Annotated in this window: 20 protein-coding genes; 14 read left to right on the plus strand and 6 right to left on the minus strand. The window is 64.1% G+C overall.

Features of this window, described 5'->3' with window-relative positions:
- Nucleotides 1-4 precede the first annotated feature (4 nt).
- The 4 genes from C7G41_RS14015 to C7G41_RS14030 form a co-directional block, all read right to left on the minus strand.
- On the minus strand, nt 5-751 hold the full coding sequence (locus tag C7G41_RS14015) for an SDR family NAD(P)-dependent oxidoreductase (RefSeq protein ID WP_106943139.1): 747 nt from the start codon (nt 749-751) through the stop codon (nt 5-7).
- A gap of 27 nt (nt 752-778) precedes the next feature.
- The gene (locus C7G41_RS14020) at nt 779-1,510 is read right to left on the minus strand and encodes an SDR family oxidoreductase (protein WP_106943140.1); all 732 of its coding nucleotides are present in this window, start codon (nt 1,508-1,510) and stop codon (nt 779-781) included.
- Nucleotides 1,511-1,623: 113 nt separating this feature from the next.
- Complete coding sequence (locus C7G41_RS14025) at nt 1,624-3,453, minus strand: IlvD/Edd family dehydratase (protein ID WP_106943141.1); 1,830 nt, start codon at nt 3,451-3,453, stop codon at nt 1,624-1,626.
- Between the two features lie 122 nt (nt 3,454-3,575).
- Nucleotides 3,576-4,676, minus strand: coding sequence for a LacI family DNA-binding transcriptional regulator (locus C7G41_RS14030; protein WP_106943142.1), 1,101 nt, complete (start codon nt 4,674-4,676; stop codon nt 3,576-3,578).
- A gap of 202 nt (nt 4,677-4,878) precedes the next feature.
- Here C7G41_RS14030 and C7G41_RS14035 point away from each other — a divergent pair, with 202 nt between their 5' ends.
- The 14 genes from C7G41_RS14035 to C7G41_RS14100 all read left to right on the plus strand — a co-directional run bounded on the left by C7G41_RS14035 (nt 4,879) and on the right by C7G41_RS14100 (nt 17,805).
- Nucleotides 4,879-5,940 (plus strand): ABC transporter ATP-binding protein, encoded by a 1,062-nt coding sequence (locus C7G41_RS14035; protein ID WP_106943143.1) that lies wholly within the window; start codon nt 4,879-4,881, stop codon nt 5,938-5,940.
- 78 nt (nt 5,941-6,018) lie between these two features.
- A complete protein-coding gene (locus C7G41_RS14040) occupies nt 6,019-7,332 on the plus strand; it encodes an ABC transporter substrate-binding protein (protein ID WP_106943144.1) in 1,314 nt (437 codons plus the stop codon).
- A 66-nt stretch (nt 7,333-7,398) separates the two neighbouring features.
- On the plus strand, nt 7,399-8,346 hold the full coding sequence (locus C7G41_RS14045; RefSeq protein WP_106943145.1) for a carbohydrate ABC transporter permease: 948 nt from the start codon (nt 7,399-7,401) through the stop codon (nt 8,344-8,346).
- Nucleotides 8,347-8,348: 2 nt separating this feature from the next.
- The gene (locus C7G41_RS14050; protein WP_007592322.1) at nt 8,349-9,224 is read left to right on the plus strand and encodes a carbohydrate ABC transporter permease; all 876 of its coding nucleotides are present in this window, start codon (nt 8,349-8,351) and stop codon (nt 9,222-9,224) included.
- A gap of 79 nt (nt 9,225-9,303) precedes the next feature.
- Complete coding sequence (gene denD, locus C7G41_RS14055; protein WP_106943146.1) at nt 9,304-10,290, plus strand: D-erythronate dehydrogenase; 987 nt, start codon at nt 9,304-9,306, stop codon at nt 10,288-10,290.
- 23 nt (nt 10,291-10,313) lie between these two features.
- Nucleotides 10,314-11,294 (plus strand): sugar kinase, encoded by a 981-nt coding sequence (locus tag C7G41_RS14060; protein WP_106943147.1) that lies wholly within the window; start codon nt 10,314-10,316, stop codon nt 11,292-11,294.
- 13 nt (nt 11,295-11,307) lie between these two features.
- Nucleotides 11,308-11,958, plus strand: coding sequence for a bifunctional 4-hydroxy-2-oxoglutarate aldolase/2-dehydro-3-deoxy-phosphogluconate aldolase (gene eda / locus C7G41_RS14065; protein WP_199198367.1), 651 nt, complete (start codon nt 11,308-11,310; stop codon nt 11,956-11,958).
- Nucleotides 11,959-12,017: 59 nt separating this feature from the next.
- On the plus strand, nt 12,018-13,187 hold the full coding sequence (locus tag C7G41_RS14070; protein ID WP_106943149.1) for an acetyl-CoA acetyltransferase: 1,170 nt from the start codon (nt 12,018-12,020) through the stop codon (nt 13,185-13,187).
- A 114-nt stretch (nt 13,188-13,301) separates the two neighbouring features.
- Nucleotides 13,302-13,508: a hypothetical protein gene (locus C7G41_RS14075; RefSeq protein ID WP_106943150.1), complete on the plus strand. Its 207-nt coding sequence runs from the start codon at nt 13,302-13,304 to the stop codon at nt 13,506-13,508.
- A 122-nt stretch (nt 13,509-13,630) separates the two neighbouring features.
- On the plus strand, nt 13,631-14,854 hold the full coding sequence (locus C7G41_RS14080; protein ID WP_106943151.1) for a CaiB/BaiF CoA-transferase family protein: 1,224 nt from the start codon (nt 13,631-13,633) through the stop codon (nt 14,852-14,854).
- Nucleotides 14,851-15,987 (plus strand): thiolase family protein, encoded by a 1,137-nt coding sequence (locus tag C7G41_RS14085; RefSeq protein WP_106943152.1) that lies wholly within the window; start codon nt 14,851-14,853, stop codon nt 15,985-15,987. The genes C7G41_RS14080 and C7G41_RS14085 overlap by 4 nt, the downstream gene beginning before the upstream one ends.
- Entirely contained in the window at nt 15,984-16,343 is a 360-nt protein-coding gene (locus C7G41_RS14090) for a Zn-ribbon domain-containing OB-fold protein (RefSeq protein ID WP_106943153.1), read from the plus strand. Before C7G41_RS14085 ends, C7G41_RS14090 begins: the two co-directional genes overlap by 4 nt.
- Nucleotides 16,344-16,948: 605 nt before the next feature.
- Nucleotides 16,949-17,476, plus strand: coding sequence for a carboxymuconolactone decarboxylase family protein (locus C7G41_RS14095; RefSeq protein WP_106943154.1), 528 nt, complete (start codon nt 16,949-16,951; stop codon nt 17,474-17,476).
- Nucleotides 17,477-17,502: 26 nt separating this feature from the next.
- The gene (locus tag C7G41_RS14100; RefSeq protein WP_199198368.1) at nt 17,503-17,805 is read left to right on the plus strand and encodes a nucleoside triphosphate pyrophosphohydrolase family protein; all 303 of its coding nucleotides are present in this window, start codon (nt 17,503-17,505) and stop codon (nt 17,803-17,805) included.
- Between the two features lie 154 nt (nt 17,806-17,959).
- Here the strand turns inward: C7G41_RS14100 and glsA are convergent, their stop codons facing one another.
- On the minus strand, nt 17,960-19,807 hold the full coding sequence (gene glsA / locus C7G41_RS14105; protein WP_106943156.1) for a glutaminase A: 1,848 nt from the start codon (nt 19,805-19,807) through the stop codon (nt 17,960-17,962).
- 22 nt (nt 19,808-19,829) lie between these two features.
- Nucleotides 19,830-21,905: a TRAP transporter permease gene (locus C7G41_RS14110; RefSeq protein ID WP_106943157.1), complete on the minus strand. Its 2,076-nt coding sequence runs from the start codon at nt 21,903-21,905 to the stop codon at nt 19,830-19,832.
- Nucleotides 21,906-21,942: the final 37 nt, after the last annotated feature.

The raw sequence follows: 21,942 nt of genomic DNA on the forward strand, positions 1-21,942 counted from the left end.
GCCCTCAGTAAGTTGCGCGCCCGCCGGAGATGTCGAACACGGCGCCCGTCGAAAACCCGCAGTCCTCGGATGCGAGCCAGCTCACCATCGCGGCCAGCTCTTCCACCTGCACGAAGCGCGCTTTCGGAATCTTCGACAGCATGAAGTCGATATGCTGCTGCGTCATCTGGTCGAAGATCGCGGTCTTCGCAGCCGCGGGCGTCACCGCATTGACGAGGATGTCATGTGCCGCCAATTCCTTGCCGAGCGACTTCGTCAGCGCGATCAGGCCGGCCTTGGACGCCGAATAGTGCGAGGCGTTCGGATTGCCTTCCTTGCCGGCGATCGAGGCGATGTTGACGATGCGTCCGTATTTCTGCTTGAGCATCGCGGGCACGACCGCCTTGCAGACGATGAAAGGGCCGTCCAGGTTGATGCGCAGAACTTTCCGCCATTCCTCGAGGTCGGTCTCCCAGACCGGCTTGTTGACCCCGGCAATGCCGGCATTGTTGACGAGGATGTCGATCTTGCCGAAGGCGGCAAGCGTCGCGTCACGGGCCTGCTCGACGGCCGCGGTGTCGGTGACGTCGACCTTGAAGACGCGGGCGTTGTCGCCGATTTCCTTCGCCGTCTTCTCGGCCAGCGCGGCGTCGAAATCCCAGATCGCGACCTTGGCGCCGGAGGCGACGAAGCGCTGAACGATGGCGCGGCCAAAGCCCTGCGCGCCGCCGGTGACGATGGCGACACGGCCGTTGAGATCAATCTTGTTCATGCTGGATGCCTTCTGGATGCCTTGGCGTCAGAGCATGTAGCCGCCGTCGACGACGAGGTCGACGCCGGTGGTGAAGGCGCTCTCGTCACTGCCGAGATAGACCGCCATGGACGCGATCTCGTCGGCGGTGCCGAGCCGGCCCATCTTCTGACGGGAGACGAACATCTCCTTGCCTTGTGGCCCTTGCGCTGCGGCGCGGTCGAGCATCGAAGGCGTCTCGACGGTGCCCGGGCAGATGCTGTTGCAGCGGATGCCCTTGGTGATGAAGTCGAGCGCGACCGCGCGCGTCAGCAGCGACACCGCGGCCTTCGAGGCGCTGTAGACGTAGCGGTTGGCCGGCGGCCGCAGCGCCGCGCAGGAAGAGATGTTGACGATGCTGCCGCCGCCGCCCGCGAGCATGTCCGGCAGGAAGGCCCTGATGGTCCGGTGCATCGACTTGACGTTGAGGTCGAACGAGAAATCAAAATCCTCTTCCGAACACTCCAGGATTGTGCCGTGATGCACGAAGCCCGCCGCATTGAGCAGGATGTCGACCTTGCCGACGCGCTTGGCGAAGGCGTTGACGTCGGCGGTGTTGCGAACGTCGAGCTTCGCCGTCTCGGCGATGCCTTCCTTGGTCAGGCCTGCGATGCCGCTCTCGTTGATGTCGGTGGCGATCACGGTCGCGCCTTCACGCGCGAATGCGATGGCGCATGCGCGTCCGATGCCTGCCGCTGCAGCCGTGACGACGGCGCGCTTTCCCTTGAGGCGGTCTGCCATTTGTGTTTCTCCTCGATTTGCTCAGTGCCGTAGCCCGGATGAGCGCGCGAGCGCGATATCCGGGAGCGGAGTCCCGGGTGTCGCTTCGCTCACCCGGGCTACGTGTTCCTAACTCAGTGATTATCCCGCGCCACGCCAAACGTGCCGGCGACGTTCTGGTAGCGCGTGGCGAGCTCCATGCAGGCACCGGTCGACTGCTGGCCGACGGTGTTGCGATAAAGCTCCTGCCACGGCGTCTGGTTCGGCGGATGCTTGAAGCCACCATTGGCCGCCAGTTCGGCGTGGCGCTTCTTCACCTCCTCGTCGGAGATGAGAATGTTGGCGCTGCCCTTGTTCAGGTCGATGCGCACCTTGTCGCCGTTCCTGAGGATCGCCAGCCCGCCATTGGCGGCGGCTTCCGGCGAGGCGTTGAGGATCGAAGGCGAGCCCGATGTGCCGGACTGGCGGCCGTCGCCGATGCAGGGCAAAGCGAGGATGCCGCGTTTGATCAGCGCCGCGGGCGGTTGCATGTTTACGACCTCGGCGCCGCCGGGATAGCCGATTGGACCGGTGCCGCGGATGAACAGCACGCAATGCTCGTCGATGTCGAGCGAGGCATCGTCGATCCGCTCGTGATAGTCCTCCGGCCCCTCGAACACGATGGCGCGGCCCTCGAAAGCGTTGAGGTCCTTGGGGTTGCTGAGATAGCGGTCGCGAAACTCCTTGGAGATCACGCTGGTCTTCATGATAGCGGAATCGAACAGATTGCCGCGCAGCACCAGGAACCCGGCGTCCTTCACCAGCGGCTTGTCGTAAGCCCAGATCACGTCGTTGTCGGGTTTTGGCGCATTGGCGCAGTTCTCGCCGATGCCGCGGCCGTTCACGGTGACCGCGTTCTCGTGGATCCGCTTGTGCTTCATCAATTCGCGCACCACCGCCGGCACGCCGCCGGCGCGGTGGAATTCCTCGCCGAGATAGAAGCCGGCCGGCTGCATGTTGACCAGCAGGGGCACGTCGTGGCCGACCTTCTGCCAGTCGTCGATGGAGAGCTCCACGCCGATGTGGCGCGCCAGCGCGTTGATGTGGATCGGCGCGTTGGTCGAGCCGCCGATTGCCGAGTTGATCACGATGCAGTTCTCGAACGCCTCGCGGGTGAGGATGTCCGAGGGCTTCAGATCCTCCCAGACCATCTCGACGGCGCGCTTGCCCGTCTCATAGGCCATCTGGCCGCGCTCGCGATAGGGAGCGGGGATCGCCGCACAGCCCGGCAGCGAAAAGCCGAGCGCTTCAGCAAGCCCGTTCATGGTCGAGGCGGTGCCCATGGTGTTGCAATGGCCGACCGAGGGCGCCGACGACGCCACGATCTCCATGAATTCTTCATAGTCGATCTCGCCGGCGGCGAGCCGCTCGCGCGATTTCCAGACGATGGTGCCGGAGCCGGTGCGCTCGCCATTGTGCCAGCCGTTCAGCATCGGCCCGCCCGACAGCACGATCGCGGGCAGGTTGACGGTCGCCGCCGCCATCATGCAGGCCGGCGTGGTCTTGTCGCAGCCGGTGGTCAGCACCACGCCGTCGAGGGGGTAGCCGTAGAGGATCTCGACCAGGCCGAGATAAGCGAGGTTGCGGTCGAGCGCCGCGGTCGGGCGCTTGCCGGTCTCCTGGATCGGATGGGTCGGGAATTCCATCGCAATGCCGCCGGCCTCGCGAATGCCTTCGCGGACGCGATGGGCAAGCTCGATGTGGTGGCGGTTGCAGGGGGAGAGGTCGTTGCCGGTCTGAGCGATGCCGATGATCGGCTTGCCGGACTGAAGCTCGGCGCGGGTGAGACCGTAGTTCAAATAGCGCTCCAGATAGAGCGCGGTCATGCCCGGATTATGCGGATTGTTGAACCATTCCTGCGAGCGAAGGTGGCGGCGAGCGCCGTTGCCGGCGGGGGCATGCCCATTGGTTGGTTTTTTTGTCATTGGTTTCTCCTGCAATGCAAACGCACTGGCGTCCGTTTTATGGTGTCGGCTTGTGCGATGCCCAACGGCGCAAGCAATGACTTGCCTGCCCGCTGGCGGGGCGTTTCTTCACAAATCCGATACTAATCATGACCACTTGGTAACGCTACCATTTTGTTCGCGGCACCCGCGCCTGAAACGGCTGGGCGATTGTCCGCACGCCGCGGCGACGAGCTTTGCCGCTCGATCACCTTGAAGCCGAGATCGAGCACCGGATGCTCCGGGCGGCGTCCGTCGATCGCGTCGATCAGCATGGTGGCAGCGGTGTTGCCCATCTCGTAGCGGTTGGTGCGCACGCTCGTGAGAGTCGGGACGGCGGAGGCCATGAATTCGAGATCGTTGAAGCCGACGATCGCGATCTGTTCGGGGATCGCGATCTCGCGGCGCCTGCATTCGAACAGCACACCCAGCGCGAGGTCGTCATTGGCGCAGAACACCGCGTCCATGCCGGGCTCCCGCGCCAGGAGATCGGTGAACAGGGCGCCTCCGAGCGTCACCGACGTCGGTGTTGCCGTCGTGACGACGAGGCGTTGCTCGAACAGTCCCGCGTCCTTCATGGCCGAAACGTACCCGTCGAGCCGCCGCTGCACCCGCGGATCCATCCGCGCGCCGACGAAGCCGATCTTGCGGTGACCTTGCGCGAACAGATGCGCAATCGCCGCACGGGCTGCTTCATAGTGCGAAAAGCCGATCATCATGTCGACCGGGTTGGGTCCGATCTCCATGATTTGCACGATCGGGCAGTCGGCGGCATCGAGCATCGCGCGCGATTCCGTGGTCTGGTCGATGCCGGTGACGATCAGCCCGGCCGGCTTCTGCGCAAGAAACAGGCGCAGCAGCTTCTCCTCCTGGAGAACACTGTAGCGTGTGTTGGACAACTGGATCGAGTAACGGCTGTTTTCGGAGGCGTCGTAGATGCCGCGCAGCACGTCGGAGAACACATTATTGGTCAGTGACGGAATCAAGACACCGATCACCTCGGTGCGCTGCGAGGCCAACGCGCGCGCCGCCAGGTTCGGCACATAGCCGAGCTCCCTGGCCGCGCTCTCGACCCGGGTCCGCTTGGCGACCGACAGCGCCTCGGGATTGCGGAAGAAGCGGGACGCCGTGATCGGGCTTACGCCGGCAAGCTCGGCGACTTCCGCCAGCCGGATTTTGCCTGACTTGGTGCGGTTTCGACCCATTTGCTGCTCATAACACACTCACTGTCGCAAACAAAGGAACGTTGACAGCGCTACCAGCACAGACTAACCAAAGACAAATTGCCAAAACCGCACAAACTGCCGACAATGTCGCCCGCTAAGGTTGGGCTTCGGTCGGTGAAGTCTGAAAAAACAAGACGGTCGCGGCGCGAGAGGCGTCGTGGACTTTCGAGGAGGGAGCTAGATGTCGTCTGTGCAAATCCGCGACGTGCGGAAATCGTTCGGCAATTTTGAAGTCCTGCACGGCGTTTCGATTCCGATCGAGGACGGCCAGTTCGTCGTCCTGGTTGGTCCCTCCGGCTGCGGCAAGTCGACGCTTCTGCGCATGCTCGCTGGTCTTGAGAACATCACCTCAGGCACGATCTCGATCGGCGACCGCGTCGTCAACAATGTCCAGCCCAAGGAGCGGGACATTGCGATGGTGTTTCAGAACTACGCGCTCTATCCGCACATGACGGTCGGCGAGAACATGGGCTTCTCGATGAAGCTGCGGGGCGAGAGCACCGAAGAGATCAACAAGCGCGTCAAGCGCGCCGCCGAGATCCTGGCGCTGTCGCCTTTGCTCGAACGCTATCCGCGCCAGCTCTCCGGCGGCCAGCGCCAGCGCGTCGCGATGGGCCGCGCCATCGTGCGTGATCCGCAGGTGTTCCTGTTCGACGAGCCGTTGTCGAACCTCGACGCCAAGCTGCGCGTCGCGATGCGCACCGAGATCAAGGAGCTGCACCAGCGGCTGAAGACCACGACCGTCTACGTCACCCACGATCAGATCGAGGCCATGACCATGGCCGACAAGATCGTCGTCATGCATGACGGCATCGTCGAGCAGATGGGTACGCCGCTCGAGCTCTACGACAAGCCCGACAACCAGTTCGTCGCCGGCTTCATCGGCTCGCCATCCATGAACTTCCTGAAGGGTCATGTGCGCGTCAACGGCGTTGCGACCTTCGAGGGGCCGAACGGCGTCAAGCTGCCGCTCAAAAATGCACCGGCGGCGTCCGACGGCCGTCCTGTCGTTTACGGCGTGCGTCCCGAGCATTTCACCATCGCTGACGACGGGGCCGATGCCGAGATCGTCGTGGTCGAGCCGACCGGTTCGGAAACGCAGGTGTTTGCGAAGCTAGGTGGTGAGCAGGTCGTCGCGGTCTTCCGCGAACGTCACCAGTTCAATCCGGGTGACAAGGTCAAGCTGAAGCCCGATCCGTCCGTGATTCATCTGTTCGACGAGGCGACGGGCAAACGCGTGTAGCGACGCCGAGGAACTGCCCAAGCAGAACTGCCCAATACAAGACGACCCAATACAAATATAAAATTTAGGGAGAGAACGATGAGCGATTTCGACAGGCGAAGTGTGCTTAAAGTCGGTCTGGGCGGCGCTGCGCTGCTGGCCGGCCCGGGCATCGTCCCGGTGCGCGCGGCGGAATGGACCAACACGCCCGAGCCGAACGCTTCCATCCGCGTGCTGCGCTGGAAGCAGTTCATTCAGGCCGAGTTCGACAAATTCGCCGAGCAGACCAAGGCGTTCTCCGAGAAGACCGGCGTCAAGGTCAAGCTCGAGGCCGAGAGCTGGGAAGACATCCGCCCGAAAGCCGCGGTCGCCGCCAATGTCGGCGCCGGTCCCGACCTGATCATCGGCACGCTCGATGATCCCCATAAATTCCCGGAAAAGCTGATCGACATGACGGACGTCGCCGACTATCTCGGCGCCCAGTATGGCGGCTGGTATCCGGTCGCCGAACGCTACGGCAAGAAGGGCAACAGCTGGATCGCCATTCCGCAGGGCGCGACCGGCGGCTGCCTGAACTACCGCGTCAGCCACGTGAAGGCCGCCGGCTTCGATGAATTTCCCAAGGATACCGCCGGCTTCCTCAAGCTCTGCCAGGCGCTGAAGAAGAACAACACGCCGGCCGGCTTCGCGCTCGGCCACGCCACGGGCGACGCCAACGGCTGGTGCCAGTGGGCGCTCTGGGCCTTCGGCGGCAAGGTCGTCAACGACAAGAACGAGGTCGTGATCGACTCGCCGGAGACGATCGCCGCGCTCGAATACGTCAAGCAGCTCTACGAGACCTTCATCCCCGGCGTGCTGTCGTGGAACGACTCGAACAACAACAAGGCTTTCCTCAACGGCGAGCTCAGCCTGACGCTGAACGGCATCTCGATCTGGACCGTCGGAAAGAACTCGACCGATCCGAAGCAGCAGGAGATCGCCAAGGACATGAACCACGCGCCGATGCCGATCGGGCCGGTCGGCGTGTCGACCGAGCAGCAGAACGTGCTTGTCTATTACGGCTACAAGCACTCGAAGTATCCGAAGGCGGTCAAGGAATACATCAAGTTCATGATGGACAAGGCGAACTACGACGCCTGGGAGGTCTCCTCCAACGGCTACGTGTCGCCGCCGCTGCCGGCCTACAACGACAACCCGGTGTGGACCTCCGATCCCAAGATCACCCCGTATCGCGACTGCCTGAAGCGCTGCCGCGACAACGGCTTTGCCGGCGATCTCGGCTATGCCTCCGCCGCCGTGATGGGCGACTTCGTCGTCGTCGACATGTTTGCCGAGGCGGCGTCGGGCTCCGTGACGCCGAAGGCGGCAGCCGCACGCGCGGCCGAGCGCGCCAAGCGCTACTACCAGGTCTGATCAGCTCCAATCTACGCGGCGTCCGGTTCGCCGGACGCCGCGACTCTTCGTCGAGGGGAATCCGACATGGCAGTTATGGCCGAGCCCGTTGCCGCGCAGGTCAAGCGCAGCAGCTTGTGGACCAGAGCATTCGAGAGCCGGCATTTCCTCGGCGCGATGTTCATGGTGCCGGCAATCGCCATCCTCATCCTGTTTCTGGCTTATCCGCTAGCGCTGGGCTTCTGGCTCGGCATGACCGATACCAAGATCGGCGGAGCCGGGCGCTACATCGGCTTCCAGAACTTCGTCTCGCTCTCGAAAGACTCGGTGTTCTGGCTTTCGGTATTCAACACCATCTTCTACACGGTCGCCGCCAGCGCGGTGAAATTCGCCATCGGCCTTTATCTGGCGCTTCTGCTCAACGAGCGGCTGCCGATGAAGTCGATGATCCGGGCCATCGTGCTATTGCCCTTCGTCGTGCCGACGGTGCTCTCTGCGATCGCGTTCTGGTGGATCTATGACAGCCAGTTCTCGATCATCTCCTGGGTGTTGATCAAGGCCGGCCTGATCACACGCTACATCGATTTCCTTGGCGATCCCTGGAATGCGCGCTGGTCGGTCGTCGCCGCCAATATCTGGCGCGGCGTGCCTTTCGTGGCGATCACGCTGCTGGCGGGACTTCAGACCATCTCGCCCTCGCTCTATGAGGCCGCCAATCTCGACGGCGCCACCAATCTGCAGCGCTTCCGCCACATCACGCTGCCTATGCTGTCGCCGATCATCGCGGTCGTGATGACGTTCTCGGTGCTGATGACCTTCACCGACTTCCAGCTCATCTACACCATCACGCGGGGTGGGCCGATCAACTCCACCCATCTGATGGCGACGCTGTCGTTCCAGCGCGCCATCACCGGCGGCAATCTGGGCGAGGGCGCGGCGATCTCGAACGCGATGATTCCGTTCCTGGTCGCGGCGATCCTGCTCAGCTTCTTTGGGCTTCAGCGTTCCCGCTGGCAGCAGGGCGGGAGGGACTGACCATGACCACGGCAGACGACCAAAGCGTCGGAATGGACTACCTCGAGAGCTTCCCGCGGAAGTTTTTTCGGGTCTACCTTCCGCTCGGCCTGATCATCTTCTTCCTGCTGTTCCCGTTCTACTGGATGGCGGTCGCGACGTTCAAGCCGGACGCGGAAATGTACGACTACGAAAAGTACAATCCGTTCTGGATCGTGCATCCGACGCTGGAGCACATCAAGAAGCTGTTCTTCGACACCGACTATCCGCTCTGGATGTGGAACACCGTGATCGTCTCGGTGTCCTCGACCTTCATCTCGCTGTTCGCCAGCGTCTGCGCCGCCTATGCGATCGAGCGCCTGCGCTACAAGGGCTCGCGCTATGTTGGCCTTGCGATCTTCCTCGGCTATCTGGTGCCGCCCTCGATCCTGTTCATTCCGCTGGCGGCGATCGTGTTTCAGCTCGGCCTGTTCGACGGCAATCTGGCGCTGATCCTGACCTATCCGACCTTCCTGATCCCGTTCTGCACCTGGCTCCTGATGGGCTATTTCCGCACCATCCCCTATGAGCTGGAGGAGTGTGCGCTGATCGACGGAGCGACGCGGCTGCAGATTTTGATGAAGATCACGCTGCCGCTTTCGCTGCCGGGCGTGATCTCGGCGGGCATCTTCGCCTTCACGTTGTCCTGGAACGAGTTCATCTACGCGCTGACCTTCATCTCCTCGTCCGAGAACAAGACGATCCCCGTCGGCGCGATCACCGAGCTCGTCAATGGCGACGTCTATCATTGGGGTGCGCTGATGGCGGCGGCTCTGACCGGCTCGGTTCCCGTAGTTATCCTTTATTCCTTCTTCGTGGAGTATTATGTGTCGGCGATGACCGGCGCCGTGAAGGAATGATCGCGGGGCCTGCCTTGAGGGCGCGCCAGGATGAATCGCCAAGGGCGGCGCGTTCCGGCCAATAAGAAGGAGTAGGCTCTTGCACATTCTGGTTCTGGGCGCCGCCGGCATGGTTGGCCGCAAATTGTGTGAACGGCTGTTGCGCGACGGCCGGCTCGGCAAGAGCGACATCACCAAGCTGACCATGCATGACGTGGTCGAGCCGAAGACGCCGGAGAAGGCCGGTTTTGCCGTCGAGACCGTGTCGAGCGATTTCGCCGTCCCGGGTGCGGCCGAAAAGCTGATCGCCGGCCGTCCGGACGTGATCTTTCATCTCGCGGCGATCGTCTCGGGCGAAGCCGAGCTCGATTTCGACAAGGGCTACCGCATCAATCTCGACGGCACGCGGATGCTGCTCGATGCCGTCAGGCTCGCGGGCGGCGGTTACAAGCCGCGCGTGGTCTTCACCTCCTCGATCGCGGTGTTCGGCGCGCCGTTCCCCGATGCGATCGGCGACGAGTTCTTCCACACGCCGCTTCTGAGCTACGGCACGCAGAAGGCGATCGGTGAATTGCTGCTGGCCGACTATTCCCGCCGCGGCTTTCTCGACGGCATCGGCATCCGCCTGCCGACCATCTGCATCAGGCCAGGCCTGCCCAACAAGGCAGCATCGGGCTTCTTCTCCAACATCCTGCGCGAGCCGCTTGCCGGCAAGGAGGTGGTCCTGCCGGTCTCCGAGGACGTCCGCCACTGGCATGCCACGCCGCGCTCCGCCGTCGGCTTCCTGCTGCATGCCGGCACCATGGACCTCGCCGCGGTGGGGCCGCGCCGCAACCTGACCATGCCGGGCCTCTCGGCGACGGTCGGCGAGCAGATCGCTGCGCTGAAGCGCGTGGCGGGCGACAAGGTCGCCGCCCGCATCAAGCGGGAGCCCGATCCCTTCATCGTCGGCATCGTCGGCGGCTGGCCGCGCAACTTCAATGCAAAGCGGTCGCTCGAACTCGGCTTCACCACCGCCGAGAAGACTTTCGACGACATCATCCGCATTCACATCGAAGACGAGCTCGGCGGCAATTTCGTCGCCTGATCTCTGACTGAGCGGGTAAAGTGATGGCGAGCGTTGCTTGCATCGGCGAATGCATGGTCGAGCTCCGGCAGGCCCAGGGTGGACAATCCGCCGGACATTCCAGCGGGCAGGGCGGGGGTCTCTACTCGCGTGGATTTGGCGGCGACACCCTCAATACGGCCGTGTACCTCGCGCGGCTCGAGGTCAAGGTCGATTATCTCACGGCGCTTGGCGACGATGCCCTGAGCGATGAGATGATCGCGGCCTGGGCTGCGGAGGGCGTCGGCACGAGGCGCGTCGCGCGGCTGCCGGGCAAGCTGCCCGGCCTCTACATGATCCAGGTGGATGCGAAGGGCGAGCGCCAGTTCTTCCACTGGCGCGACAGTGCGGCGGCGCGCCAGCTGATGAATCTGCCGGAGACGGACGATCTCCTCAACTCCCTGATGAGCTACGACATCGTCTATCTCTCTGCGATCACGCTCTCGATCTACGACGCGGCCGGGCGCGAGCGCCTGTTCGCGGCGATCAAGCGCGCGCGCCTGCTCGGCACTCGATTCGTGTTCGACACCAATTTTCGCGCGCGGGGGTGGCCGGATCGCGATGTCGCGCGTGAGGTGTTTGCAGCGGCCTTCGCGGCTGCCGACATCGTGCTGACCTCGACCGAAGATCTGCTCGCCCTTTATCCCGGCGAGAGCCGCGAGCAGCTGATGGCGCGCATCCCGAGCCCTGAGCTGGTGTTCCGGCTCGCCGAGCCGGTCAGCCTGCTGCGTTTTCCCGGGGGGCCCTACGAGGTCCGCGCCGAGCCCATGACCAAACCCGTGGTCGACACCACCGCGGCCGGCGACAGCTTTGCGGCGGCCTATATCGCGGCGCGGCTCGCCGGTTCCGACCCGGTCGAGGCTGCCCAGGCTGGGCACCGCCTCGCCAGCCTCGTGATCTGCTATTCCGGCGCCATCATTCCGGGTTATGCCATGCCGCCGAAGAAACGGCACCGGCCGGCGACGACGCGTCAAGCGACCAAGTGAAACGAAAGCCAAGATGACCACCACTGCCCAGCAGAACCACCTCGTCGCGTTGTTCAAGGCCGCGACCGTCATTCCCGTCCTCACCATCGAGCGGATCCAGGATGCGGTGCCTCTGGCGCGTGCGCTGGTTGCCGGCGGCATCCGCACGCTGGAGGTGACCATGCGCACCCCCGTTGCGATCGAGGCGGCGAGGGCGATGATGGCCGAGGTGCCCGAGGCGGTGGTCGGCATCGGCACGATTCTCAATCCGGCAGACTTCACCCGCGTCGAGAAGCTCGGTGTCGCGTTCGGCATCAGCCCGGGTATGACCCCCGACCTGCTGAAGGCCGCCACCCACAGCTCCTTGCCGTTTGCGCCGGGTATCGCCACGGCGTCCGAGCTGATGATGGCGCTGTCCTACGGCTTCGACGTCGCAAAATTTTTTCCGGCCGAGCAGGCCGGCGGCATCAAGGGGCTGCGCTCGCTGGGTGGGCCGTTCCCGAACGTGCGGTTCTGCCCCACTGGCGGCGTCGGCGAGGCCAATGCGGCGACCTGGCTCGCCGAGCCCAATGTGGTCGCGGTCGGCGGTTCCTGGTTGTGTCCGACGGCGGAGATCAGGGCCGGGAACTGGGCCGGCATAACTGCCATCTGCCAGCGCACCCTCCAGGCCCTTAAACCCGCGTGAAGTCTTGCCATCCGTGAGCTAAGACTTAGCTCAGCAAGAGAGCGCCAGGGAGAAAGACCATGACCGCCAGCATCGTCGGATGGGCGCATACGCCGTTCGGCAAGTTCGACACCGAGACCGTGGAAAGCCTTGTGGTGAAGGTCGCCAATGAGGCGCTGGCGGATGCCGGCATTTCGGCCGGCGATGTCGACGAGATCGTGCTCGGCCATTTCAACGCCGGCTTCTCGCCCCAGGATTTTACCGCCTCGCTGGTGCTTCAGGCCGACCCGAAGCTGCGCTTCAAGCCGGCGACCCGGGTCGAGAACGCCTGCGCCACCGGCTCCGCCGCCGTCCATCAGGGCGTGCGTGCGATCGCGGCCGGCGCGGCCAGGATTGTCCTCGTTGTCGGCGTCGAGCAGATGACGCGCACGCCGGGGCCGGAGATCGGCAAGAATCTGCTCAAGGCGTCCTATCTGCCTGAGGACGGCGACACCGTCGGCGGCTTCGCTGGCGTGTTCGGCAAGATCGCCAGCTCCTATTTCCAGAAATACGGCGACCAGTCCGACGCACTGGCGCTGATCGCGGCCAAGAACCACAAGAACGGTGTCGCCAATCCCTTCGCCCAGATGCGCAAGGACTTTGGCTTCGAGTTCTGCCGCGCCGAGAGCGAGAAGAACCCCTATGTTGCCGGCCCCCTGAAGCGCACCGACTGCTCGCTGGTCTCGGACGGTGCCGCTGCCCTGGTGCTGGCCGACGCGGAAACCGCCAAGGGCATGAGCAAGTCGATCGGCTTCCGCGCCACCGCGCACGCCCAGGATTTCCTGCCGATGTCCAAGCGTGACATCCTCCAGTTTGAGGGCTGCACGGTCGCCTGGCAGCGCGCGCTGGAGAAGGCGGGTGTTGCGCTCACCGATCTCTCTTTCGTCGAGACCCATGACTGCTTCACCGTCGCCGAGCTGATCGAGTACGAAGCGATGGGCCTGACGCCGAGGGGGCAGGGTGCCCGCGCCATCAAGGAAGGCTGGACGCTCAAGGACGGCAAGCTGCCGGTCAATCCGTCCGGTGGCCTGAAGGCCAAGGGCCATCCGATCGGCGCCACCGGCGTCTCCATGCACGTGATGACTGCGATGCAGCTCGCCGGCCAAGCGCCTGAGGGCATGCAGCTCAAAAATGCAAAACTCGGCGGCATCTTCAACATGGGCGGCGCCGCGGTCGCCAACTACGTCTCCGTGCTGGAGCCGCTGAAGTAAGGGCTGCAGGGTGGGCAAAGCGCGAAGCGCCGTGCCCACCTTCTTCTTGCGCTAGATCATGGTGGGCCCGCCCGGGGCCCTTAAAGCTCATGATCGATTTCCAGGGGATGCATCATGAGCAATGACTACGAAGATTCGCTGTCGATGGACGCACTCAACGATCGCATCGCGATTCTCCAGGACAATATCCGCCAGCTCATCGAGCAGGCCGCGGCCGCCTCGGGTGAGCAGAACGAGTCGCGGATCGCGGACCGCATCAACCAGCAGAATGAGGAGCTCGACCGTCTCCTCAAGGTTCGCGAATCCCGTCAGAAGAAATAGCGGCCCTTTCGCCGCCGGCGCATGCGGCCATACGCCGGCCGCCCTTGCGTACGCGCCGCCGCTGCCGTTAGCTGGACCGAAATCGCAGGGCTTACTTGAGCCCGTGCAATCGGGAGCGAACGATGGGGCCGCTGAAGGGTATCAAGGTCGTCGACATGACCACCGTGCTGATGGGCCCCTATGCGACCCAGATGCTCGGCGACTACGGCGCAGACGTCATCAAAGTGGAGTCTCTGGACGGCGACGTCACCCGCCTGATCGGTCCGATGCGGCACGCCGGCATGGGCCCGGTGTTCCTCAACACCAACCGCAGCAAGCGCTCGATCTGCCTCGACCTGAAGAAGCCCGCCGGCCGCGAGGCGGTGCTGCGCTTGCTGAAAGACGCCGACGTTCTCGTCTACAACGTCCGCCCGCAGGCGATGGCGCGGCTTCAACTGGGCTATGACGTTGTTTCCAAGATCAATCCGCGTCTGGTCTATGCCGGCGTGTTCGGCTTCGGTCAGGACGGGCCGTATGCTGCAAAACCCGCCTATGACGATCTGATCCAGGGCGCCACCGCGCTGCCGGCCTTGATGGCGCAGACCGGTGACGGCGTGCCGCGCTACGTGCCGAACGCACTGGTCGATCGCATCGTAGGCTTGACCGCCGTGGGCGCGATCTGCGCCAGCCTCGTGCACCGCGACCGCACCGGACGCGGCCAGCGCGTCGACATCCCGATGTTCGAGACCATGGCCGGCTTCGTCATGGGCGACCACATGGGCGGGCTCACCTACGAGCCTCCGCTCGACAAGGGCGGTTACGCTCGCCACCTCTCGCGCGACCGCCGGCCCTATAAGACAGCCGACGGCTATCTCAGCGTCATCGTCTACAACGACAAGCAGTGGGAAAACTTCTTCGAGGCGACGGGACGCGACGACCTGCGCGCCGATCCCCGGTTCGCGAGCTTCGCCGGCCGCGCCGCCAACATCGACGTCGTCTATGCCGAGCTCGCGCGCATCTTCGAGACGCGCGCCACGGCGGAATGGATCGACCTGCTGACCCAGGCGGACGTGCCGGTGATGCCGATGCACGACCTCGCGTCGATGCTGCACGATGAACATTTGGAGGCGACCAACTTTTTCCCGGTGGTGAACCATCCAACTGAAGGGCCGATCCGGAGCATGAGAGTGACGGCGACCTGGTCCGAGACCGAGGCCGAACCGGTGCGGCTCGCGCCACAGCTCAACGAGCACGGCGCGGAAATCCTGCGTGAGGCCGGCTATTCCGCGGACGAGATCGACGCCATGGTCCGCGATGGCGTCACCCGTTCGCCGCCCCGGAATGACGATGCACAGGTACGCCCATGAGCTTCATCACCGGCGTCGGCCTCACATCTTTCGGCAAGCACGAAGGCTCGTCCTCGCTCGACCTGATGAGCAAGGCCGCGCAGGCCGCGCTCGACGATGCCGGGCTTAAGCGCACCGAGATCGACGGCATCCTCTGCGGCTACTCCACCGTCTCGCCGCACATCATGCTGGCGACCGTCTTTGCCGAGCATTTCGGCATTCGTCCCAGTTACGCCCACGCGGTCCAGGTCGGCGGCGCGACCGGGCTCGCGATGACCATGCTCGCCCATCATCTCGTCGACGCAGGCGTCGCTCGCAATGTGCTCGTCGTGGCCGGCGAGAACCGCCTCACCGGGCAGAGCCGCGATGCCTCGATCCAGGCGCTGGCGCAGGTCGGCCATCCCGACTACGAGGTGCCGCTCGGCCCGACCATTCCTGCTTATTACGGTCTGGTCGCCACCCGCTACATGCACGAATACGGCGTCACGGAGGAAGACCTCGCCGAGTTCGCGGTGCTGATGCGCGCCCACGCCTGCACCCATCCCGGTGCGCAATTCCACGATCCCATCGGGGTTACTGATGTCATGGCCTCGAAGCCGGTGGCAATGCCGCTGAAGCTGCTCGATTGCTGCCCGGTGTCCGATGGCGGCGCCGCCTTCGTCATCAGCCGCGAGCGCACCGGAGAAGCCGGCGTGCGCATTCGCGGCTGTGCCCAGGCTCATACCCATCAGCACGTCACAGCGGCGCCCGCCTTGAGCGAACTCGGCGCCGAGATCTCCGTCGCCCGCGCCAAGGAGGCCACCGGCCTGGCGATCTCCGACGTGCGCTACGCCGCGATCTACGACAGCTTTACGATCACGCTCGCGATGCTGCTGGAAGACCTCGGCCTCGCCGGTCGGGGCGAGGCAGCCGCGCGCGTGCGCGCCGGCCATTTCAGCCGCGACGGCGCCATGCCGCTGAACACCCATGGCGGCCTGCTCAGCTACGGTCATTGCGGCGTCGGCGGCGCCATGGCGCATCTGGTCGAGGCCCATCTGCAGATGACGGGACGGGCGGCGAATCGCCAGGTCCGCGATGCCTCGATCGCGCTGCTGCACGGCGATGGCGGCGTGCTGTCGTCCCACGTGACCATGTTCCTGGAGCGGTTGCGATGAACGAGCGAATCGCGGATTGGACCCAAGGTGAGCAGGTCATCACCTTTCAGACCTGCACCGCATGCGGCCATGTGCAGTATTTTCGTCGCGCCTTCTGCGCGGTCTGCGGCGCGTCCGATCCGCGCGAGCAGCGCGCAAGCGGCAAGGGCAGGGTCTACGCGACGTCGCTGGTTTGCCGGGCCGCGACGCCTGAGACGCGCGCACACGTGCCCTACAACATCCTGCTGGTCGATTGCGCCGAGGGTTTTCGCATGATGGCGCATGGTGAGAAGGATCTTGCCATCGGCGACGAGGTCAATGTGAGCTTCAAACCGTTCGCCGGAAAACTGGTGCCGTTCTTCGCCAAAGCCAAATAGTGGGATTGGGACGCTGTAGCCCGGATGGAGCGCAGCGAAATCCGGGGTTCTCACCTCGTGGATAGACTTTCCCGGATTGCGCTTCGCTCCATCCGGGCTACTGCCAAGAGCGACTAGTGGGATTCGTCATTCGGGAGCGGTCCAAAGGACCGAGCCTGGAACGGGAATTCTGGGCCTGGCCTGTGCGAGGGCCACCCCGGAATGACGAAAGCTCTCACTCGACTCTTTAACTAACGCCCGTAGAACAGGATGCTGGCGATGACGAGCATCGCCATCACCGCCAGCATATGCGCGAGCGCCTCCGAGGCCGCCCCCTTGGTGGCTTCCTTCATGCCATTTTCTCCCTAGACTTGGGCGTGACTCATCGTTGCGCGACTAGCGCACCCGACGGCCAATTGTTTTCTACTCGGAACACCCCTTGCGAGTATTCGCTGCGATCAAGTCCCCACGCAGCGAATATCGACTGTGCCAAGGTCGATCAGCAATGCGGCGGCATTTTGACTCGATGTTGTTGCTCCTGCGGACGCGCAAGAATACAGTTTCGTGGAACTTTCGCCGCGAACGACAAAAAGAATCAAGGCTTAGGGAAAAACTTCAGGAAAATCATGGCCCGCATCAACTACAGCGACCCGTCCAAGGCATCCGACCGCACCCGCGAAATCCTCGACAAGAATCGCAATGCCAACATCTTCCGGATGATGTCGCATTCGCCGAGCTATTTTGAGCAGTACTGTCGGCTCGGCGGCGCCATCCGTCACAAGGGCGAGCTCGATCCGATCGTGCGCGAGCTCGCGATCACCCGAACCGGCATCCTGTGCGAGGCGCCGTATGAGATCGTCGCACACAAGCGTATCGGCAAGAATGTCGGCGTCACCGACGAGCAGAACGAGGCGCTCGAGAACTGGCAGGCCGCGACCTGTTTCGACGAGACCCAGCGCGCCGCGCTCGCCTTCACCGACGAGATCGTGAAATTGAACAAGCCGACGGGTGCGACCTTCAAGGCGATCGCGTCAAAACTGACGCCGGCCGCGCTGGTCGAGCTGCAGCTCTCGGTCGGCTTCTACATCATGACCTCGAAATTCCTCGAGACGTTCGAGATTGATCTCCAGCCCGTCACGGAAGTGGTGGGCTGATCCAAAAACCGCGGCGAGGTTTGCCGATGACGATCGATGAATACGCGGCCTGGGCCGCGAGCATTGCGAAAGTCGATGAGCATCCGTCCAACGAACGGCTGTCCTATCTGGGCCTCGGTCTCGCCGGCGAATCCGGCGAGGTCGCCGAGCACATCAAGAAGCTGCTGCGCGATGACTGGCTCGACCAGGCAGGCCTCGTCGAAGAGCTCGGGGACGTCATCTATTACTGGGCCTGCCTGTGTGCGGCGACCGGTCAGCAGCCGTCCGAATTGCTCAAGGCGAGTGCGGCCAAGATCAATCGGCGGATCAGCGAGGCGGCGGGCCGCTAGAGGGACGATTTTCCCTGCGGCCATCCTTCGGGACGCCTGCCGCAGGCGGGCCCCTCAGAATGAGGACCGAGCGCGCGGTTTCAACGCGTGCCGATGCCGCTTAGCCTCATCCTGAGGAGACCGCGAAGCGGTCGTCTCGAAGGACGAGGCGCGCTCAGGTGGACGTCAGAATATCGACCTTGGCGTTGGCGACAATCAGGCGGTCGGCCAGGAGCTTTGCCAGATTGCGCATGATGCGCTCGCTTGCCCGCGGGTGCTGCTCGCGGAAACGCTCGAAATCCTTCAGCGGTACTTCGAAGGCGGTCGCCGCCATATCGGCGAAGACGTCGGCCGAGCGGGTCTGCTCCAGTAGCGCCATCTCGCCGAACGCCATGCCGGCGGTGAGCGTCGCCAGCCGGATGCCGTCGGGCAGCGTCACGTGGACCGCGCCGCTGCGCAGGAAGAACAGGGAATTGGCGGGATCGCCTGTGGTGAGGATCTTTGCGCCGGATTGGTACGTCCTGATGGTGCAGGTCGCGCCGAGTTCGGTCAGCTCTTTCTCGTTAAGGCCTTCGAGCAGCGGCTGCTCGGCAAGCTCCGTGGTCTCATGAAAATCGATCGAGCCGCCGTAGCGGTAGACGATCTGGTCTTCGGCCCATTCGATCGCGGTGTCGAGCAAATAGAAGTCGCGGACGTTCTTGAGCTCGGCGGTCCATTCTCGCAGGCTGTCCCATTCCTTGGTGGCGCGCCTGACGCCTGACAGGACGACGGTCACATTCAGCGCCGCCAGCTCCTCGAACGCTTCTGCCACGAGCCGCGCTCCGGCGCGGGTGGTGGAGGTGACGCGGTGCAGATCGAAGATCACGAATTGCGGCCGCGGCCGGCCGCCAAGCCGGCGCGAGACATAATCGACCGCCGACAGCGACAGCGTGCCGACCAGCTCGATGACCCGCACTTCCTGCTCGTGGGCCGCGAGAATATCGCGCTCCTGCGGGCGGCGCACGCGCCGCGACGGGCTCTTGCCGATGTCGTAGTCGGCGATGACGGCGTTGCGTGCATCGTCGCTGCGGTTGAGCATATGCAAATCGTAATGCGAGGACAGCGCCTCGCACACCTTGATGCCGCGCACGCTGTTGCCGTGCTTGTCGAGCCTTGGCGAATAGCTGCCGAGCCCGAGGCGGGCGGGGAGAGCGGCGAGAATTCCGCCGCCGACGCCACTCTTCGCAGGGATGCCGATCCGGTAGATCCATTCGCCGGCATAGTCGTACATGCCCGACGACGTCATCACCGACAGCGTGCGCGAGATCGCGTAAGGCGTCAGCACCTGCTCGCCAGTGACCGGGTTGACGCCGCGGTTGGCGAGCGTTGCCGCCATCACCGCGATGTCGCGCGCGGTGACCAGCACCGCGCATTGCCGGAAATAGACGTCGAGCACGGCAGCGACATTGTCCGAGATCACCGCATTGGTCTTGAGGAGATAGCCGATGGCGCGGTTGCGGTCGCCGGTCTGGCTTTCGGAAGCGTAGACGGCCTCGTCGACGGCGAGGTCGCGGCCGGCAAAACGACTGAGCGCGAGGCGAATTTGCTCGAAGGCGTCCGGACCCTTGCTGTCGTGGATCAGCCCGGTGCAGGCGATCGCGCCGGCATTGACCATCGGGTTGAACGGATGGTTCTCCGAATTGAGCCGGATCGAGTTGAAGGGATCGCCTGAAGGTTCGACGCCGATCGCGCCCTCGACCCTGGTTGCGCCGAGCAGGTCCAGCGCCAGTGCGAACACGAACGGCTTTGACATCGACTGGATGGTGAAGGGCGCCCTGGAGTCGCCAACCTCGTAGACGTGACCGTCCAGGGTCGCGAGGCTGATGCCAAAACAGGCAGGATCGGCCTTGCTCAGCTCGGGAATGTAGTCGGCGACCGCACCCGAGGTCTCCGCCGAGAATTCGTTGAGGCAATTGTCCAGAAACCGCAGCAAAGGCGGCTTCGAACGGGTCCAGGCGGTGGCGAGGGGCGAAAGCGGTTTCATCGCCTCTCTTTGTGCAACGCAATCAGGGCACGCGCAACCCGTCCGGCACCATGGTCTGCCGCCGGACCAGCAGCAGGGCGAGCAAAACCGTGGGGACGAGGATGGCGAGGCCGAGCGCCGTCACCTGCAGCTGGGACAGCGGCATGATGCCGCCGCCGGGGGTGGCCACCACGAACCCGCCGATCACCAGCAGCACGCGGATCGGCCATTCCAGCGCACCGGCGCCGCGGAGATCGCCGACGAAGGGCTGGTAGCCCTGGATGCCGCCGCAGATGAACAGCGTGCCGAACGCTGCAAGCGCCATCAAGCCGAGGCCGGCGAAATAGGGGCTCGGCCCCTGCAGCACCAGCGCCGGATTGAGCACGAAGAAGAACGGGATGAAATAGATGATGCTGCCGACCCACATCGATTCCCAGCCCGTCTTCATCGCAGGAGAGCCGGCAATGCCTGCGGCTGCGAATGAAGCAATCGCGACCGGCGGGGTGATCGACGACAGCATGCCCCAGTAGAAGATGAACATGTGCACGGCCATCTTGTTCAGCCCGAGCTTCTCCAGCGCGGGCGCGACCAGGATGGCGAGGAAGATGTAGCAGGCCGTCGTGGTCAGCCCGAGCCCGAGGATCAGGCTGGTGAGGGCGCACATGCCGAGCAGCAGGAACGGATTGTCGCCGGCGATGCGCAGCAGGTCGTTGGCGAGGCTCGACACCACGCCGGTCATGGAGAAGGCGCCGATCAGCAGGCCGCAGCCGGCGAGGATGCCGACGAGCTCGACGAAGGTGCGGCCGTTGACCTCGAGGAATTTGCCGATGGTCGCGACAGTCCAGCGCGTGTCCTTCGAGAACAGCTGGTTGAGGACCAGAAGCAGTGCGGTGGCGTAGAATGGCGCATGGCTCTCGCGCTTGAAGTGGAGCAGCATCACGATCAGGAGCGCGATCACGAAGACGTAGTACCAGCCATCCTTGATCGTATCCATGACCCGCGGCAGCTCCGCACGCGGAATGCCCTTCAGCCCGTGTCGTGCGGCATAGGAATCGACCTGCATGAACAGGCCGATATAATAGAGCGCGGCGGGAATGATGGCCGCGATCGCGACATCGGCGTAGCTGACATTGAGGAACTGCGCGATCACGAAGGCGGTCGCGCCCATCACCGGCGGCGCCAGCACGGCGCCGGTCGAGGCGCAGGCCTCGATGGCGCCGGCATAGGAGGCGCGAAAGCCGCTCTTCTTCATGACGGGAATGGTCATGGTGCCGGCGGTGAGCACGTTGGAGATGATCGAGCCCGACATCATCCCGAGCAGGCCGCTGGCGAAGATGCAGACCTTCGCCGCGCCGCCGCGGAACGTGCCACACAGCGCGAAGGCGAGGTTGATGAAGAACTTTCCGGCGCCGGTCATCATCAGCGCGGTGCCGAACACCAGGAAGCCGATCACGGTGTCGGCAAAGGCCTGGATGGGAATGCCGAGCAGGCTCTCGCCCGATAGCACATGATAGGCGGTCGCCTGCTCCAGCGTCGACTGGGTACCGCGGAACGGCCCGAGCCAGCTGGATTCCGCGAACAGCGGATAGACGGTGAAGGGGAGCACGCTCAGGAGCAGGCTCCAGCCGCCGGTTCGGCGCAGCGCCTCCATCAGCATCACCCACATCACGAGACCCGCGGCGATCACGTTGTTCGGCGCGCCGCCGAATTCCCAGCCGGCCTCCGCGGCCTTGCGCACGTTCGACATCAACAGCAATGCCGCCGCGAAAGTAGCGACGAAGAGGACGAGGTCGTACCACGGAATGCGGTCGAGCGGCGCGCGCTCGGTGCCCGGGAAGATCAAAAAGGTGAAGGGCAGCATCAGCGCGATCAGAAGATAAAAGTATTCCGTGTTGAGCTGGGTGTAGCCGATGAAGAAGCGCAGCGAGAATTGCTGGTTGATGCAGAGCAGAATGGTCGCCCCGGTCGCGGCGACGAGCGTCCAGCGCCAGGCGCCTCGCAGCGTGCGGACGCGCGTGACCTCCGCTTCCTGCATGTTGGCGGCGGCGCCATGCGGATCGTCGAATACGATCCGCTTGGCCTCGTCCTGCGGGGCGGTGGGGCTGGAAGAAGACATCATCGATCCCGCGTGGGCTGCTAACCGCTACTAAAACGAA

Origin of the sequence: Bradyrhizobium sp. MOS002, from assembly GCF_003020115.1 — a bacterium.
In the GTDB taxonomy this organism is placed as follows: domain Bacteria; phylum Pseudomonadota; class Alphaproteobacteria; order Rhizobiales; family Xanthobacteraceae; genus Bradyrhizobium.

Bases quoted from the DNA above. Each gene is read 5' to 3' on its own strand.
- C7G41_RS14070 (WP_106943149.1), top strand. From the start codon at position 12,018: ATGACCGCCAGCATCGTCGGATGGGCGCATACGCCGTTCGGCAAGTTC.
- C7G41_RS14095 (WP_106943154.1), top strand. From the start codon at position 16,949: ATGGCCCGCATCAACTACAGCGACCCGTCCAAGGCATCCGACCGCACC.
- C7G41_RS14025 (WP_106943141.1), bottom strand. From the start codon at position 3,453: ATGACAAAAAAACCAACCAATGGGCATGCCCCCGCCGGCAACGGCGCT.
- C7G41_RS14110 (WP_106943157.1), bottom strand. From the start codon at position 21,905: ATGATGTCTTCTTCCAGCCCCACCGCCCCGCAGGACGAGGCCAAGCGG.
- C7G41_RS14030 (WP_106943142.1), bottom strand. From the start codon at position 4,676: ATGGGTCGAAACCGCACCAAGTCAGGCAAAATCCGGCTGGCGGAAGTC.
- C7G41_RS14090 (WP_106943153.1), top strand. From the start codon at position 15,984: ATGAACGAGCGAATCGCGGATTGGACCCAAGGTGAGCAGGTCATCACC.
- eda (WP_199198367.1), top strand. From the start codon at position 11,308: ATGACCACCACTGCCCAGCAGAACCACCTCGTCGCGTTGTTCAAGGCC.
- C7G41_RS14040 (WP_106943144.1), top strand. From the start codon at position 6,019: ATGAGCGATTTCGACAGGCGAAGTGTGCTTAAAGTCGGTCTGGGCGGC.
- C7G41_RS14035 (WP_106943143.1), top strand. From the start codon at position 4,879: ATGTCGTCTGTGCAAATCCGCGACGTGCGGAAATCGTTCGGCAATTTT.
- C7G41_RS14080 (WP_106943151.1), top strand. From the start codon at position 13,631: ATGGGGCCGCTGAAGGGTATCAAGGTCGTCGACATGACCACCGTGCTG.
- C7G41_RS14015 (WP_106943139.1), bottom strand. From the start codon at position 751: ATGAACAAGATTGATCTCAACGGCCGTGTCGCCATCGTCACCGGCGGC.
- C7G41_RS14050 (WP_007592322.1), top strand. From the start codon at position 8,349: ATGACCACGGCAGACGACCAAAGCGTCGGAATGGACTACCTCGAGAGC.
- glsA (WP_106943156.1), bottom strand. From the start codon at position 19,807: ATGAAACCGCTTTCGCCCCTCGCCACCGCCTGGACCCGTTCGAAGCCG.
- C7G41_RS14045 (WP_106943145.1), top strand. From the start codon at position 7,399: ATGGCAGTTATGGCCGAGCCCGTTGCCGCGCAGGTCAAGCGCAGCAGC.
- C7G41_RS14100 (WP_199198368.1), top strand. From the start codon at position 17,503: ATGACGATCGATGAATACGCGGCCTGGGCCGCGAGCATTGCGAAAGTC.
- C7G41_RS14060 (WP_106943147.1), top strand. From the start codon at position 10,314: ATGGCGAGCGTTGCTTGCATCGGCGAATGCATGGTCGAGCTCCGGCAG.
- C7G41_RS14085 (WP_106943152.1), top strand. From the start codon at position 14,851: ATGAGCTTCATCACCGGCGTCGGCCTCACATCTTTCGGCAAGCACGAA.
- C7G41_RS14075 (WP_106943150.1), top strand. From the start codon at position 13,302: ATGAGCAATGACTACGAAGATTCGCTGTCGATGGACGCACTCAACGAT.
- C7G41_RS14020 (WP_106943140.1), bottom strand. From the start codon at position 1,510: ATGGCAGACCGCCTCAAGGGAAAGCGCGCCGTCGTCACGGCTGCAGCG.